This window comes from Alteromonas sp. ABH4_456, from assembly GCF_056160645.1.
The window spans coordinates 118,775-134,456 of the sequence record NZ_JBSWXO010000003.1 but is presented as its reverse complement, the minus strand read 5'-3'; the positions used below and the strand labels follow the sequence as shown (position 1 = coordinate 134,456).

The following is a 15,682-nucleotide window of genomic DNA, read 5'->3' as shown; positions in this document are numbered from 1 at the left end:
AGAAACGTTGTGCGACCAGACGGCCTGCTTACCAGTATACGTCGCCCTGCATACCGGCTTGTCTGGTTCTCTCCATGACATGCATCAAATTAGCAATCTTATCATCCACCCAAGTGAATACATCTGACAGTTCGTCCAGCTCAGATTCAGTAGCAAGGGCCCGCAGCATCATTAACGCTTTTAATTCGTCAATTCCGGTAAGAATATCTAACCATGGCGCGCGGAAATGATGCCGTTCTTCATCAAATAAATCAGCCAGCAGAAAACCGTTCCATAAGGTTTGTCTCAGCAGCACACCAATGGCCAGATAATTTTCAGGTGTCATTGTTCTGCTGCCCGGCATGGTTTGTTGTACCGTTTGCCAGCCCTGAGATAACCACCCCTGCGCATGTTCCATTACCGGCAGGCTGTATGCAGTTGAATGCTGGCGCCAGGGTTTTTCCTGCAATAACTGAGCAACTAGTACTTTTAACGTATTAGTTTGTTTACTGTACAGTATTTCATCAGGTGTGTGTGCATGAATTAACCCAGCTTTTCTGCCCTGCAAATAACTGGTCAGTGCCGGATAACGACTCAGACACTTATTAAAAAGACTCTTTTTCGACAACAGATAGCGAAGGCTCTGCAGATCATCCTGCCATAACCAGACCTGCATATACTTCATCAGCAACTGATGCACTGACAATAATTGCGGGCACTGCAGAACAGGCAAATACAGAGATACGGTCTGCAACAACAGGCGTGCACTTTTAACGATTTCGCCGAGCATCTTCACAGAACCGGTTTCGAAATACAGATGCTCGTGTTTTTGCCAGTGAGACAACGCTTGCTGCACTGCCCGGCAGAAAGCCTCTTCAGTTGTTGTACCCTGCTCCAGCTTTAAATAAGGCTGCATTTGAGAAATAACCGGCGACAGCCCGTTAAGCAACTGGTAGCCCTGTGCAGCTTTAGACACATCGCTCAGGCGCACAGATGTGTTTTCTGTGATCAACTTTGCCAGTGTAAACAGATGAGAGACTTCGCCCTGTTTCAGCTCCAGCTCAATCTCGTGGATGGGAGAGCTGTTCTTACCCGTACTGGCTTCACCTTCGTCGATCACGACTTCTACACATGCGCCGTCCCATTCAACATCGAACGCGGTTCTTACGAAATGGGTACTGAACTGGCGCTGCAAGTTGTCGTTTACCTGCTCAATCAGCCAGCCTTCCGGCCAGACATCCCCGGGAAACAGGCGCAAGTCCGGCTCAGCACCGTCAAGGGCCACATTGTACTCGGCACGCTCATGCAAACCGCCGCTGACCTTGCCATGGGTTTTCATGGTCTGTTCAAAACGGCCATTGTTACCACGGACGCGGAAGCCCATCTTTTCCTGCTGGAAAAGGTGGTCTGCGGTATCGTAATAATCGTTCTGCAAGCGCATTTCCGGCTCACGGGAAATGCTGAAACCAGCCTGCTCAAAGGCAGGCAGCACTTTTTCGACAAATGCAGGTAAAGCATTGTCGCGGGTAACAAATTTTATTTCTATTTCCGACATAGAGAAAAGGCAGGTCGGTAAGTGTCAGTATTCCGACACAATACCTTCGTATAATATTTTTCGCAACGGATGATCACCTTACAAATGTGCAAACGTAGTGAACTGTCAGCCGGGTTGCCGGTCCAATGTGGCGGGTACGCTTGCCTTTCAGGTTTGCAGCCAATAACATCACACAGTTTCTTAAAACAACTACGGACGCACTATGTTACGAAAATGGCTGACCATCGCATTAATTGGTCTTTCAATCCAGGTTTTCGCACAGGAGGATTCCATTGAAGAATCTCTGCAGCTGGAAGCTTCTTCTTCTAATTATATCCGCGACGATCTTTTCGTATTTCTTCATACGGGTGCGGGCCGGAACTACCGGATTTTAGGCTCTGTGGCCGCCGGAACGCCCATTACTGTACTGGACAGAAATAACGAGACAGAGTTTACGCAGATAAAAGATAATGAAGGCCGCACTGGCTGGGTAGAAACCCGTTTTATCAGTAATGAAATGTCTTATGCCGAGAAAATTCCGTTGCTGACTCAGCGTCTGGCCGACAGCGAAGCCGGCGTACAGGGTTTACAGTCAGAGAATGAAAGGCTGAAACAGCAACTGAACGCGACCCGTCAGGAACTGAAACAACTTCAGGACGAAACCGGCGATCAGACAACTCAGATTACCCGTCTTACCAATAAGCTGGAACAGCAGAGTAAAGATGAAATGATCAAGTGGTTTACCTGGGGCGGTATTGTTGCCGGTGGTGGCGTACTGCTTGGCGTAATCCTTACCTTCCTGCCGAAGAAGCGCCGTCGTAACGACGAATGGATGTAAGCCGGACAAAACCAGCAACGCCATTTTATTTAAGATTAAAAAAACCGGTTCCGTTTTTTTAACGGGACCGGTTTTTTGTGGTGTTTACGACAGACCTTAAGGACTTACTCGTCGTCTTCCACCAGCGTCATCAGCGAAGTATTACCGCCGGATGCGGTGGTATCAATACTGATGGTTTTCTCAGTAAGCAAACGTTGGATCAGGTTATCGTTATATTCTGCGGTAATTACCGGCAGAATAGCGCCCTTGCGGGAAGATAACATGGCCGCAATCTGAGCAGTACGTTCAGTGTGAGAATCCACCACCACACCGGCCAGATGTTCATGCATAAGTAAGTCGTTTAAATGACTTAATCTTGCTACCTGGAATACCCCCTCAGCGGCACCGGTTTTATTAAAGTGTTTCTGGAATTCCAGCGCTTCTTCATAAAACAGATCAGATACTACTGATACCACAACGTTACCGGTTGCCAGTGCCGTAACGATAGACAACGTCCAGTATTCGAATGTCACGCCTTTATCGGCGAAACAAACCAGTACACCACGGGGTTCAAGATAAAGCTTATTAGACTCACCAGTCGGCCCCGGCAGCTGTGTGGGTTTGGACAATGTGCGTTCAACCGTTGTCAGTTGCTGACGGGCGGTTGCAAGGGTGCGGTTTAAGTCATCCGCCAGTTCATCAACAATGTCGACTCTGGCAAGTTTTGCCAGTAACTGACGCACCATAGAGATACGGTCGTTCAGCGGAGTATGTCGCCATTGCGCTTCAACATTAACCCCCTGGTTCATCAGGCGGGTTGCAGCTTCGGCGTCCTGTTTCTCACCGGACAATGCAGCATCCAGATTATCGATATCGTCGACCTGAGAAGGCTTCGGTGTAGCACGCTCCTGCATCAGACGGCGCAGATAGTTTGGACCGCCGGCTTTAGGACCAGTACCGGATAATCCCCGTCCACCGAATGGCTGTACGCCGACGATAGCACCGATCATGTTGCGGTTTACATAAACGTTACCGGCACGGCTGCGGGCAGCCAGTTCGTTTGCCCTTTCTTCAATGCGGGAGTGAATGCCCATTGTCAGGCCAAACCCGGTGCTGTTGATCTTATCCACCACTTCGCCGATCTCTTTACCTTTAAAGCGGACGATATGAATGACCGGACCGAAAACCTCACGCTCCAGCATATCAATGCTCTTGATCTCGTACAGAGTTGGCGGGAAGAAATAACCGTCAGTGCAACCTTCCGGGATCTCACACTGATAAAGCAGCTTACCTTTATCCTGCATCACTTCTTCGTGCTGTTTCAGGCTGTTGAAAGCTTTTTCGTCAATCACCGGACCTACGTCAGTACTGAGAAGGGCCGGATCGCCGATACTCAGTTCCTTCATCGCGCCGATGAGCATACCAGTTAAATCATCAGCAATGTCTTCCTGAACGTAGAGCACCCGCAATGCAGAACAGCGCTGTCCGGCACTCTGGAAGCCGGAATGAACCACATCATCCACCACCTGCTCAGGCAAGGCCGTTGAATCAACAATCATACAGTTCTGACCACCGGTTTCAGCAATCAGAGGAACCTGCTCACCGCCCCGCTCTGCCAGCAACTGGGAAATCAACGTGCCGGTTTGGGTTGAACCGGTGAACATTACCGCTTTAATGCGCTCATCAGGCAATACCGTACTGCCGACATGCTTGCCGGGCGCAATAATCAGTTGCAGAGCATCTTCCGGCAGACCTACTGTGTGCATAATTTCCAGCGCACGTTTAGCGATCATACTGGTTTGTTCAGCAGGCTTCGCCACCACCGTATTTCCGGTCGATAAAGCTGCCACCACCTGACCTAAGAAAATCGCCAACGGGAAGTTCCAGGGACTGATACACAGCACAACACCACGGGGAACAAAACGCTGATCGTCGTCCAGCTCACGGGCGCGGACGGCATAGTAACGACAGAAATCCACAGCTTCACGGACTTCGTCGATACTGTCCTGCGTAACTTTACCTGCTTCACGGATACAAATGGCAATAAGTTCGCCCATATGCCGCTCAAGAGCAAAAGCTGTGCGTTCAAGAATGTCCGCCCGTTCTTCCACAGAACGTTTTGACCAGGCCGCAAAACCGTTGTGGGCTTTGTCCAGCGCTTCTGTCATCTGTTTTTGTTCTGCATAATGATGGAAACCCACCACATCAGATTTGTTGGCAGGGTTCAGGACTGCCGTGGCCCCTTCCGGTAATTTACCGTCAGTTACCACATAATAATTTTTCCAGCGGGCCAGTTCATGCTGAAGCGCGTGCACGGCGTTAACATCAGTGAGGTCGAGACCGCGGGAGTTATCACGCTCCGGCGCGTACAGATCGCGGGGGGCACTGATTTGCTTGTTGTAACGGGTTTTAAGACGCTGGGTTTTCTCAACCGGGTCTTCCAGAAGTGATTCAACCGGCTTTTCATCATCAACAATTGCGTTAACGAAAGATGAGTTCGCCCCGTTTTCCAGCAGGCGGCGTACCAGGTAAGCCAGCAGATCTTCATGCTCACCCACCGGCGCATACACGCGGCACTGAATTTTTTCCTGCGTCACGACCTGATCGTAAAGGGTGTCGCCCATACCGTGAAGACACTGGAACTCAAACCCTTCTTTGTCATCACCGGCCAGCTCAATGATCACCGATGCGCTGTACGCATTATGGGTAGCAAACTGGGGGTAAATCGAATCACGGTAATCCAGCAAACGGTTAGCACAGGCATGATAAGACACATCAGTCGAGGATTTTCGTGTAAATACAGGGAAACCGTCCACACCGGCCTGCTGGGTCATCTTAATTTCTGTATCCCAGTAAGCGCCTTTAACCAGCCGCACCATCAAGCTGCGACCCACTTCCAGGGTCAGCGTGCGTAACCACTCAATGACATGAATAGCCCGTTTCTGATAAGCCTGAACTGCCAGACCAAATCCTGTCCAGCCCTCAAGGTCCGGGTCGCGGAATACGGTTTCGATGACGTCCAGAGAAATGTCCAGACGATCCGCTTCTTCAGCGTCAACAGTCAGGCCAATGTCGTACTCTTTCGCCATCATACACAGGGCTTTCAGCCTGGGCGGAATTTCCGCCATCACCCGTTCTGCATGTAAAAACTCATAGCGGGGATGGATCGCCGACAGCTTGACAGAAATCCCGGGAGAACGCTTGGGCCCGCGACCTGCTGCCGCTTTGCCGATTTCTTTAATGGCCTTAACGTAAGCGTCGTAGTAACGATCTGCATCTTTCATGGTGCGGGCACCTTCGCCCAGCATGTCGTAAGAATAGACGTAACCTTTCTTCTCTTTCTCTTTCGCCCGCTCAACCGCATCAGCAATGGTTTCACCCATAACAAACTGACGGCCCATCACCCGCATAGCAATGTTCATTGCACGGCGGATAACCGGTTCACCCAATCTGCCAAGGGTCTGTTTCAGTAAGCCGAACTGCTCTTTACGACGCTTGTCCGCATAGTTGACCATATTACCGGTTAACAGAAGACCCCATGCCGATGCGTTAACGAACATGGAATCTGAGTTCCCCAGGTGCGGAGTCCACTGACCTTTTGACAGTTTGTCACGGATAAGCTCGTCCTGAGTGGCTTTATCCGGCACACGAAGCAGCGCTTCGGCCAGACACATCAACACCACACCTTCAGCGGTAGACAACGAATATTCATTGAGTAAGGCATCAACGCCGCCATGACTCTCCTGCTGCCGGCGGATTTGCAGCACCATTTTTCGTGCTCGCTCCCAGGCACGGCTTCGTGCTCTCGGATTGACTTCGGCAACAGGCAGAATTTGATCTATCGCGGTGGATTCATCGATACGGTAGTGGTCGCGGATGCGCTGACGAATAGAAGGCAGCGTATTAAGATTGTCATTAGTGAGCATTGAAACCCTTCTTTATCTGTATGGTGTTGTCATCATTACCTGCTGATTGATTCTTGCACTCACGATGCCCTTCAGGGGCTGAAATAGCAAGTAAAATCGATTGTTGATCATTAGTATGTTCCCTGACCTGTAAAGATCACGACCGGCTTTCAGCGGCGGCATGCTATCACAAACCTCGTTAAAGAAAAGGGGCGCTCTGTCCTGACTTTTCTGTCGTCCGGCGCGAATTGTATAAAAGATGTACATCCCTGAGCGGGTCTGGAAAAGGGCCAGCGGAAAATACAACTTTCTTACTGATATTCACCGCTTTTCATATGGCGGAATGACGAAAGCTTTCCTACACTCCCTTCATAAACAAATGGATGAGATATCATGAAGCTACGAAATTTCAGCGTTGTTCAACGGTTAGCCTTTCTTGTACTGCTGGTAGCAGGCCTGCTGCTTTTGATGACAGTGGTAGTGTTGCAGCAACACTATGAAGCGCAGAAGGACAAGGCTTATGAGGAGACGAAGCACATCGTTGAGTCGGCTTACTCGGTGCTGGAACACTTTTCCACGTTGTCAGAAAACGGGGACATGACCATAGCTGAAGCTCAAATGCAGGCCAAAGGCGTCATAGCAGCAATACGCTATGACGACGGTAACTATTTGTGGATCCAGGATGATACGCCGGCCATGGTCATGCATCCTCTGAAGCCCGCGCTTGACGGTCAGGATTTAACGGATTTCAAAGATGCTAACGGCGATAAGTTCTTCGTCACCATGGCACGGCTGGTGAAGTCTGAGAATGAAGGCTTTGTCCCCTACATCTGGCCATTGCCCAATTCAGAAAAAGCCGTGGATAAAATATCCTACGTAAAACGTTTCGCCCCCTGGCAATGGACCGTTGGCACCGGCATTTATCTTACCCGTCTCGACGCAGCGTTTTCTCATATCCGCAATGTGTTTATCGGTCTGGGTGTTCTGTGTTTGATCCTGGTTATTCTGTTTGCATGGTTGATTGGTCAGAGCATTATTACCCCGCTACGGGCAACCACTGAGCGGATGAAAGACATTTCCCAGGGTCAGGGTGACTTAACCCGTGAACTGCCTGAGGACGGAAATGATGAGATAGCCAGACTCAGCCGCCATTACAATGCGTTTGTGGCGAAGGTGAGGGATTCACTGCAGTCTCTCCATGGTGCAATAGAAGAGGTAGCCCAGGAAGGTTCGCGGTTAGCCGATATCCGTCAGTCTAGCGAAAGTCAGGCACAAACGCAGAGTCACAATGCCATACAGGTTGCCTCTGCAATGGAAGAAATGACCGTGAATATTGGCGATGTCAGTCGTCATGCTACAGAGGCTGACCACTCGACGGAGTCGGCGGGGCAAAGTGCAAAAGCAGGGATTCAGGCTGTTACACAGTCGGTGACAGACATTCAGTCGCTGAACCAGAGTATTGAATCAGTGGTGAATACGGTGAGCCAGCTTGCCCAGCAGAGCGACAAGATTGGCAGCGTGCTTGATGTTATCCGGGGTATTTCTGAACAAACTAATTTACTGGCACTGAACGCGGCTATTGAGGCTGCCCGCGCCGGAGAACAGGGTCGCGGGTTTGCAGTGGTGGCCGATGAAGTACGTACGCTCGCCAGCAGAACCGGTCAGAGTACTGATGAAATTCAGCAGATGATTCAGGAGTTACAAAGTGGATCATCTGCCGCAGTGAACGCAGTTAAAACCAGCCAGTCCGCTGTAGACAGCACCGTTGCAAATATCAGGCAGGCAGATGAAACATTACGCACTTTATTGAGTATTATGTCTGACATCGCCGCTAAGAACCGGCATATTGCGGAGGCTACCGGCCAGCAAAGTGATGCGGCACAGGAAGTAAACCTGCGAATAAATGAACTTTCTGAGTCCGCAAGGCATACTGTGAGTAACGTAGAAGAAATGACACAAACCAGTATCGCACTGGCAGGTCATGTTGAGCAGGCGCGTCAGGCTATGCGAAAATTCCAGTACTGACTGCATCCAACCAGGAGTTATTCATGTCAGGTTTGAGGGTAAAGAAACGCTACTATCCCGCTTTCATTATCGTTCTGCTGGTGGTGGCGTACTGGCTGTTTGCCAATGCCCTCATCAAGTCCGTACTGGAATCTCAGTTGTCTGAATCTTACGGAGCTGAGGTAAACATCGGCAGTTTCGATCACTCGCTGTACCCCACTACCTTTACTCTTGAAAATGTGCAACTGACAGATGCCACGACTCCGGCAAGGAATCAGGTGGTGGTAGGCAAAGCCTCCGGCGATGTAGCATTGATGCCCTTGCTGTCAGATCAGGTCATTGTGAATAAACTGTCTGTGCTGGATGTGCAGTTCAATCAGCCCAGAAGTACGCCAGGCGCGGTATACCGTCAGCCAACTCAGAGTCTGACCTTTGATGAAATGAAACAAAAAGCCAAAGACGCTGTACCTACAGTGGATGAATTACTGGCCCGCTCGCCGCTGAAAACTACTGCGTCGGTGGAACAGGCGCAACAGGCCTACACCACTTACTCTGAAGATTTAAAAGCGAACTACAAGGCGCTGCCGGACAAATCCCGAATCGCATTCTATAAATCAGAAATTGAGGCTCTGAAAAATACAGATTATAAAGATCCTCAAACCCTGCTTTCCGCAAAGGAAAAGCTTGAGTCTCTGAAAGCGGAAATTACCTCAGACCGGACCAGGATCCGGGAATTCACTGACAAAGCGGACGATGCCAGAACCGCCCTGTCAGACAGCCTAAAAGCCCTGAGGAACGCCCCGCAGCAGGATTACCAGTTCATTACGAATGTTATCGCGGGGGACGATGCCGCCATGCAGCAGGTTACGCAAATGGTGTTCGGCGACAAAGCCGCGGAATATACACAGTACCTCATGTCTGCCGTCGAAATTCTGTTGCCTCTGATTAAGGGCGATACGCAACTTGCAGAAGAAGCCCCTGCTGATTTACCTTATATTCTGGTTAAAGACGCCGAAGTCTCAGTGAAATGGCAGGATGAAAGCATTGGCAGCGTATGGAAGAACATCACCAACATGCACGATGTGGCCGGCGATGCGACTACCTTCACCATTTCTGCTGCCGGAGCCTTACTTAAACAGTTTGAGTCGTCAGGCCATTTCCGCATAGACGACGGCGTGGTTGACGCCTTCCAGCAATGGTCGCTATCGGGCATTAATCTGACGGACATTCCCATGGTCAAAAGTGAGAAACTCTCTGCCGCTTTACAAAAAGCCCTGATGAGTGCCACCGGAAGTATGTCTGTAAAAGATAACCAGCTCAGTGGCGGCAGCGATATCGATCTTGCCGGGCTCGCGATGGAAGCCGCCGGCACTAATAAACTTACTACCGCCATTGCCAATGCGCTGAAACAGCTATCGTCGCTGGATTTGCAAATGGCGTTATCCGGTACGCTCAGCGATCCCGGCTTCAGTATCAAATCAGATCTCGATAATAAGCTGGCACAGGCTGCACTTACAGAGTTAACGGCATCTCAACAGGATAAGCTGGACGAAGTCATGAATAAACTCAACAGTAAGATCAGCGCCCTGCAGTCAGACACACAAACCGAACTGGTGAGTGTGGAGAGCATGCTGAAAGCAGCGCAGGGAGACAGCAGCGAACTGGAAGGGTTATTAAAAACACAGCTGAACAGCGTGATAGATAAGCAAAAGGATAAACTGCTGGACAAACTTAAAAGCAAGTTTGGTCAGTAGACCCGCCGGACCAGTACAGGCATAATAGTCATTTATTTAACGTTAAGGTGTTTGCCGTGTGGCAGGATAAGTGGGTTACCGTTGTACTGATAGTGTTGCTGGGATTACTCCAGTACCGCTTGTGGTCCGGTAAGAATTCACTGCCAGACTACCTTGCGCTTAAACAGGAAGTTCAGCAACAGTCTTTACAGAACGACAATCTTGCCCAGCGAAACAACCTGCTTAAGGCTGATATCAGCGATTTAAAAATCGGTCTTGAGTCTATTGAAGAGCGGGCCAGAAATGAACTGGGCCTGATTAAGCAGGGCGAAACCTTCTACCGGATCCTTCCCGCGGATAACGAATAGTCCATGTCTCATCCTTCTGTAGTTGCTGTGGTACCGGCAGCAGGTATCGGCAGTCGCATGCAAGCTGACAGACCTAAGCAATATCTCAGGCTCGGCGAAAAAACCATTCTTGAGCATACGCTTTCTGCGTTGCACGCCCATCCGAAAATTTCTCATATTGTAGTAGCGGTCAGTGCCGGCGACCCTTTCTTTCCGGAGTTACCGGTGGCTAGTGCCCCCTGGCTGACTGTAGTTGATGGGGGTGCAGAACGGGCAGACTCGGTATTCGCTGCCCTCTCACAACTGAACGACAATGACTGGGCCCTGGTACACGATGCTGCGCGGCCCTGCGTGTCACTGACTGATATAGACACACTTTTACAGGTCAGAGAACGGGATGACGTGGCAGGCGGCATTCTGGCAACGCCGGTAAAAGATACCATGAAGCGGGAAATGGCGAGTAAAAACAATATTGTTTCCCACACTGAATGCAGAGAACAACTATGGCATGCGCTGACGCCACAACTGTTTCGTGCCGGCGAACTCAGGCAGGCATTAATACAGGCACAGGAAAAAAATATTCCCGTTACCGATGAAGCCTCAGCCATGGAAGCAGCAGGTCATAAGGTAGCCCTTATTGACAGTAATCCGGCAAATATCAAAATTACACGCCCTGCCGATATGCCGCTGGCAGCATTTTATCTGCAACAAACCCAAACTTTATAATTTAAGAGGCACCTATGCGTATTGGTCATGGTTACGACGTTCATAAATTTGGTGGTGAAGGCCCCATTGTTATCGGCGGCGTCAGCATAGATTACGAGCAGGGCTTACTGGCCCATTCTGACGGCGATGTATTAATTCATGCATTGTGTGACGCACTTTTGGGTGCTGCAGCGATGGGAGATATTGGTAAACACTTCCCGGACACTGATGACGAGTGGTCTGGTGTGGACAGCCGTTTTCTGCTCCGGCATGTAGTCGGGTTACTGAAAGAAAGAGGGTATGAGCTGAACAATGCCGATATGACTATCATTGCGCAGGCCCCAAAAATGGCTCCTCACATACAAAAAATGCGGGAAGTTCTCGCCAGTGACTGCGGGTGCGTTGTTGACGATATAAACGTAAAAGCCACGACAACAGAAAAATTGGGCTTCACCGGCCGCAAAGAAGGCATTGCAGCCCACGCTGTTGTGCTGATCAGAGCTGAATAACATGAGCACGTTACGCACTCAGCACTGGCTGTACAGTGATACTCCTCCGGTCTGCACCGCCGCACTCAAGACGCATCCTGAAGACTTCGTTGTCACCGAAGATCTTGGCTACAGCTTCAGCGGTGACGGTGAACATCAATTTTTGTGGGTCGAAAAAAAGCTGGCCAATACTGCCTGGGTCGCTGAGCAACTGGCTAAATTTACCGGCTTGCCATTACGGAATGTGACCTACGCAGGACGAAAAGACAAATACGCGGTTACCCGCCAGTGGTTCGGATTACATGCTCCGGGAAAACCGGATTTCGACTTTTCAGGACTGGAACTTGAAGGCGTAAAGATCCTTAAGCATGAACGGCACAATAAGAAATTACGCACCGGGCAGCTCAAAGGGAACCATTTCACCATTACCCTGCGTGCCGTCAGCGACGTTACTGCGCTGACAGAGGCGCTGCAACAGGCTGCCAGAAACGGCGTGCCCAATTACTTCGGCGAGCAGCGTTTTGGCAGTGTCCGGATCGCTGAGACCGGCGAGCGTCAGGAAGGCGGTAACCTGCAACTGGCAGAAAAAATGATTGCCGGGGAAGCTATCCGCAACCGCAACAAACGCAATATGGCACTGTCCGCCCTACGTAGCTGGCTGTTTAATGAGGTCATCAGTGAGCGCATTCGTCTTGGCAAACTGAATGATGTAATAAGTGGTGACGCACTGATGCTCAGCGGGTCTCACAGCTATTTTATTGAAAACGGTGAAGATAGCGGGTTGCAAGCCCGTTACGAAGATAAAGATTTATCACCCACGGCGCCACTGTGGGGAAAAGGTGATGTACCGGTTACCGGTGAAGCGGCAGAGCTTGAACTGGCTGTAGCAGGTAAATACCCTGAGGTTACCGGTTATCTCAGTGAAGCCGGCCTGAAACAGGAACGCAGACCGGTAAAAATCTGGCCGGCTCAACTTGAATGGCAACATAACGGTGATACAGTAATTGTTTCTTTCAGCTTACCGTCCGGTTGTTATGCCACTACCGTGTTACGTGATTGTGTTGACACAAATGGTGAAACAGCCGGCAGTTAGTATAAGCGACTTACCGGACAACAAACGTCAGGAGCCTTCATGCGTATTCTTTTAAGTAACGACGACAGTGTATTCGCCAAAGGCATTGCTGTTTTATTCGAAACACTTGCCGCAGAGCACGATGTCACCGTGATCGCGCCGGACCGCAATTGCAGCGGTGCCAGCAACGCGCTGTCGCTGCACAGTCCGCTCCGCATTCAGCAACTGGATAACGGCTTTTATTCGGTGAATGGCACGCCCTCTGACTGTGTTCACCTGGGCGTAAATTGTTTCCTTGACGACGACCCGGAGCTGGTGGTGTCGGGTATTAACCATGGCGCAAATCTGGGTGACGACGTTATTTACTCCGGCACGGTAGCAGCAGCAACCGAAGGGCGGTACATGGGTCTGCCGGCCATTGCCGTTTCATTGGCCAGCCACGAAGGCAAACACTTTGAAACCGCAGCCCGTGTGGTGCTGGATATTATCCGCAAATTGCAGGCGCATCCTTTACCCCCCAATCAAATTTTGAACGTAAATGTGCCGGATGTGCCATACGATGCACTCGCCGGTATCAAAGTGACACGTCAGGGGCGCAGACACCGTGCCGAAGCCATGGTAAAAGCCAAAGATGCTTTCGGTCGGGAAATTTACTGGTACGGTCCGGCCGGAGCCGAACAGGATGCCGGCCCTGACACAGATTTTCATGCCATCGCTAACGGTTACTGCTCTGTGACACCATTAAGCGTGGACATGACAGCTCATCACAGCCTCACTAACATGGAAGACTGGCTGAATAAAAAACTCTGATAACAATAAATCCTGTGAAGGCAGCTAACCACAAACCGGCTGCCGGAAATAAGATACGGGAAAAACAGGAAATCATTTGCAGCAATGAGAACATTGAAAAAAGGTGAAATGCTCGCTGAGCTTTTGTTCAGCGAGGGCGTACGGGATCAAAAAGTACTGACCGCTATTGCATCCACGCCAAGGGAATTATTTTTACCCGATGCCCTCAAACACAAAGCTTATCAAAATACAGCGTTACCCATAGGACAGGGACAAACGATTTCTCAGCCCTATATTGTCGCCAAGATGACGGAGTTGCTGCTGAAAGCCTCTAACAGTCCAAGGAAGATTCTGGAAATTGGTACCGGCTCAGGCTACCAGACCGCAATCCTCGCACAACTTTTTGGTCACGTTTACAGTGTTGAACGTATCAAGTCGTTGCAGTTTCAGGCGAAGCGCCGGATGAATCAACTCAACCTGCACAATATTTCCATGAAACATGGCGATGGCTGGAAAGGCTGGCCCAGTAAAGGCCCGTATGATGCCATTCTGGTTACCGCCGCAGCGAGCAGCCTGCCACAGGATCTCTGCGACCAGCTTGAAGAAGGTGGCCGTTTGATTATTCCGGTAGGCAGCGAACAGCAAAATTTGTTATGTGTAGACAGAATTGATGGTGAGCTTAAAACAGAGACCATTGAAGCTGTGCGTTTTGTACCACTGGTTGCAGGAGAGCTTCAGTGAAAATTTTTCAACCATGCTATGACCTGGCGTTGCGATGGGCCCGTCACAAGCATGCTAATCGCTATCTTGCGGGACTGAGTTTCGCAGAATCTATGTTTTTCCCCATACCACCGGACGTAATGCTGGCGCCAATGTCCATGTCACAGCCCAACCGTGCATGGTTATTTGCTGCCCTGACCACTATTGCATCCGTGCTCGGCGGCATTGCCGGCTATGCACTGGGATTTTTCACTTTTGAGGCGTGGCTGGAACCACTTATTATCTCTGCGGGTTACGAAGAAAAACTGCAAACCACTATCGACTGGTTTGAAACCTATGGCGTATGGGTTGTCTTCCTCGCCGGCTTCTCTCCTATACCGTATAAAGTATTCACCATCAGTGCCGGTGTCCTTAATATGGCTCTGGTACCTTTTATTATAGCGTCTGCAATAGGTCGTGGAGCCCGCTTCTTTCTGGTTGCCGGTCTCATGAAATGGGGTGGTGCAGCCATGGAAGCTAAACTCCGTGAATACGTGGAAATACTCGGTTGGTTAACAATCGGACTGGCCGTTCTTGCGTACTTTTTACTCCACTAAGGTAGATTAATGGGCAAAATGCGAGCAACAAATGCTTCAATCGCCTGCATTTTCGCCATTTTTTTGACAGGTTGCAGTGGCAGAACAGCCCCTGCCCCGGTGACTTTACTCAATAGTCAGACTGAATATTCTGAAAAAGGGTCAAAAAGCAAAACTTATCTGGTAAAAAAGGGTGATACTTTGTTTGCTATCGCCTGGTTTACCGGTAATGACTATAGAGATCTCGCTAAATATAATTCTTTATCAGCACCTTACGATATTTACCCGGGTCAAACTTTACGCTTATACCCACAATCTGTGACAGCGTTGACAGGGAACACTTCTAAGCCAAAAGTTCAAGAAAAAACTGGTACGACCAGCCATATATACGACGAAAGGAGTGTTGACCGGGATAAACCACAGGCGTACAGTGGTCGTGAAATTAATGTTAACAACCAAGAAGTTACTAGTGTCAAACCTTTGACGAAAAGTGTCAAAGATTCAGCTAGAAGGGATTTCCCCGAAAGGGTGTCAAAATGGGTTTGGCCCAGCAAAGGTAACATAGCGTTAACATTCAGTAATGCGGAATCGGGCAACAAAGGGTTGGATTTCAGCGCACAAAGAGGCGCACCAGTTCTGGCCGCTGCGGAAGGCAAAGTGGTTTACGCAGGCAGTGCATTACGTGGGTACGGTAACCTGGTAATTATTAAACATACCGATGCCCTGTTGAGTGCTTATGCACACAACGACAAGCTCCTTGTAGAGGAGCAGCAATGGGTCGCCGCAGGGCAACAAATTGCGACAACGGGAGATAGTGGAACAGATTCGGTAAAGCTTCATTTTGAAGTGAGATACCGGGGCAAGTCGTTAGACCCCCAAAGGTATCTGCCAAAAAGATAATAATAACAATAAATAATAAGAAAATTTGAGGAGAACATCGCAGGGTAACCAACAACGCAGGAGATGCAGTCGTGGGTCAAACAAAAGCCGCTGTAATCGAATCAAAGTCTCGGG

General features: G+C 49.8%; 13 protein-coding genes. 11 read left to right on the top strand and 2 right to left on the bottom strand.

All coding sequences use genetic code 11. The annotated features are described in order from the left end of the window. Positions 1-28 precede the first annotated feature (28 nt). Entirely contained in the window at positions 29-1,534 is a 1,506-nt protein-coding gene (locus ACXAG2_RS05945) for a CYTH domain-containing protein (protein ID WP_474865149.1), read from the bottom strand. A 202-nt stretch (positions 1,535-1,736) separates the two neighbouring features. Here ACXAG2_RS05945 and ACXAG2_RS05940 point away from each other — a divergent pair, with 202 nt between their 5' ends. Then, positions 1,737-2,351, top strand: coding sequence for a TIGR04211 family SH3 domain-containing protein (locus ACXAG2_RS05940; protein WP_474852265.1), 615 nt, complete (start codon positions 1,737-1,739; stop codon positions 2,349-2,351). Positions 2,352-2,455: 104 nt separating this feature from the next. Here ACXAG2_RS05940 and putA read toward each other — a convergent pair whose 3' ends face one another. Continuing rightward, complete coding sequence (putA, locus tag ACXAG2_RS05935; RefSeq protein WP_474865147.1) at positions 2,456-6,256, bottom strand: bifunctional proline dehydrogenase/L-glutamate gamma-semialdehyde dehydrogenase PutA; 3,801 nt, start codon at positions 6,254-6,256, stop codon at positions 2,456-2,458. A gap of 372 nt (positions 6,257-6,628) precedes the next feature. Here putA and ACXAG2_RS05930 point away from each other — a divergent pair, with 372 nt between their 5' ends. The 10 genes from ACXAG2_RS05930 to ACXAG2_RS05885 all read left to right on the top strand — a co-directional run bounded on the left by ACXAG2_RS05930 (position 6,629) and on the right by ACXAG2_RS05885 (position 15,568). After that, positions 6,629-8,260: a methyl-accepting chemotaxis protein gene (locus ACXAG2_RS05930; RefSeq protein ID WP_474865145.1), complete on the top strand. Its 1,632-nt coding sequence runs from the start codon at positions 6,629-6,631 to the stop codon at positions 8,258-8,260. A 23-nt stretch (positions 8,261-8,283) separates the two neighbouring features. Then, positions 8,284-9,993, top strand: a complete 1,710-nt coding sequence (locus ACXAG2_RS05925) for a TIGR03545 family protein (RefSeq protein ID WP_474865143.1) — start codon at positions 8,284-8,286, stop codon at positions 9,991-9,993. A gap of 56 nt (positions 9,994-10,049) precedes the next feature. Further along, positions 10,050-10,340: a cell division protein FtsB gene (ftsB, locus tag ACXAG2_RS05920; RefSeq protein ID WP_349583954.1), complete on the top strand. Its 291-nt coding sequence runs from the start codon at positions 10,050-10,052 to the stop codon at positions 10,338-10,340. Positions 10,341-10,343: 3 nt separating this feature from the next. Further along, complete coding sequence (gene ispD / locus ACXAG2_RS05915) at positions 10,344-11,045, top strand: 2-C-methyl-D-erythritol 4-phosphate cytidylyltransferase (RefSeq protein WP_474865140.1); 702 nt, start codon at positions 10,344-10,346, stop codon at positions 11,043-11,045. A 14-nt stretch (positions 11,046-11,059) separates the two neighbouring features. After that, positions 11,060-11,533 (top strand): 2-C-methyl-D-erythritol 2,4-cyclodiphosphate synthase, encoded by a 474-nt coding sequence (ispF, locus tag ACXAG2_RS05910; protein ID WP_474865138.1) that lies wholly within the window; start codon positions 11,060-11,062, stop codon positions 11,531-11,533. Position 11,534: 1 nt separating this feature from the next. Further along, entirely contained in the window at positions 11,535-12,605 is a 1,071-nt protein-coding gene (gene truD, locus ACXAG2_RS05905; protein WP_474865136.1) for a tRNA pseudouridine(13) synthase TruD, read from the top strand. A 39-nt stretch (positions 12,606-12,644) separates the two neighbouring features. Further along, on the top strand, positions 12,645-13,394 hold the full coding sequence (gene surE / locus ACXAG2_RS05900) for a 5'/3'-nucleotidase SurE (RefSeq protein ID WP_474845198.1): 750 nt from the start codon (positions 12,645-12,647) through the stop codon (positions 13,392-13,394). Between the two features lie 84 nt (positions 13,395-13,478). Then, positions 13,479-14,114 (top strand): protein-L-isoaspartate(D-aspartate) O-methyltransferase, encoded by a 636-nt coding sequence (locus ACXAG2_RS05895; protein WP_119499995.1) that lies wholly within the window; start codon positions 13,479-13,481, stop codon positions 14,112-14,114. Beyond that, positions 14,111-14,689, top strand: coding sequence for a YqaA family protein (locus ACXAG2_RS05890; protein WP_119499994.1), 579 nt, complete (start codon positions 14,111-14,113; stop codon positions 14,687-14,689). The genes ACXAG2_RS05895 and ACXAG2_RS05890 overlap by 4 nt, the downstream gene beginning before the upstream one ends. Before the next feature lie 18 nt (positions 14,690-14,707). Further along, positions 14,708-15,568 (top strand): peptidoglycan DD-metalloendopeptidase family protein, encoded by an 861-nt coding sequence (locus tag ACXAG2_RS05885; RefSeq protein ID WP_474865613.1) that lies wholly within the window; start codon positions 14,708-14,710, stop codon positions 15,566-15,568. Positions 15,569-15,682: the final 114 nt, after the last annotated feature.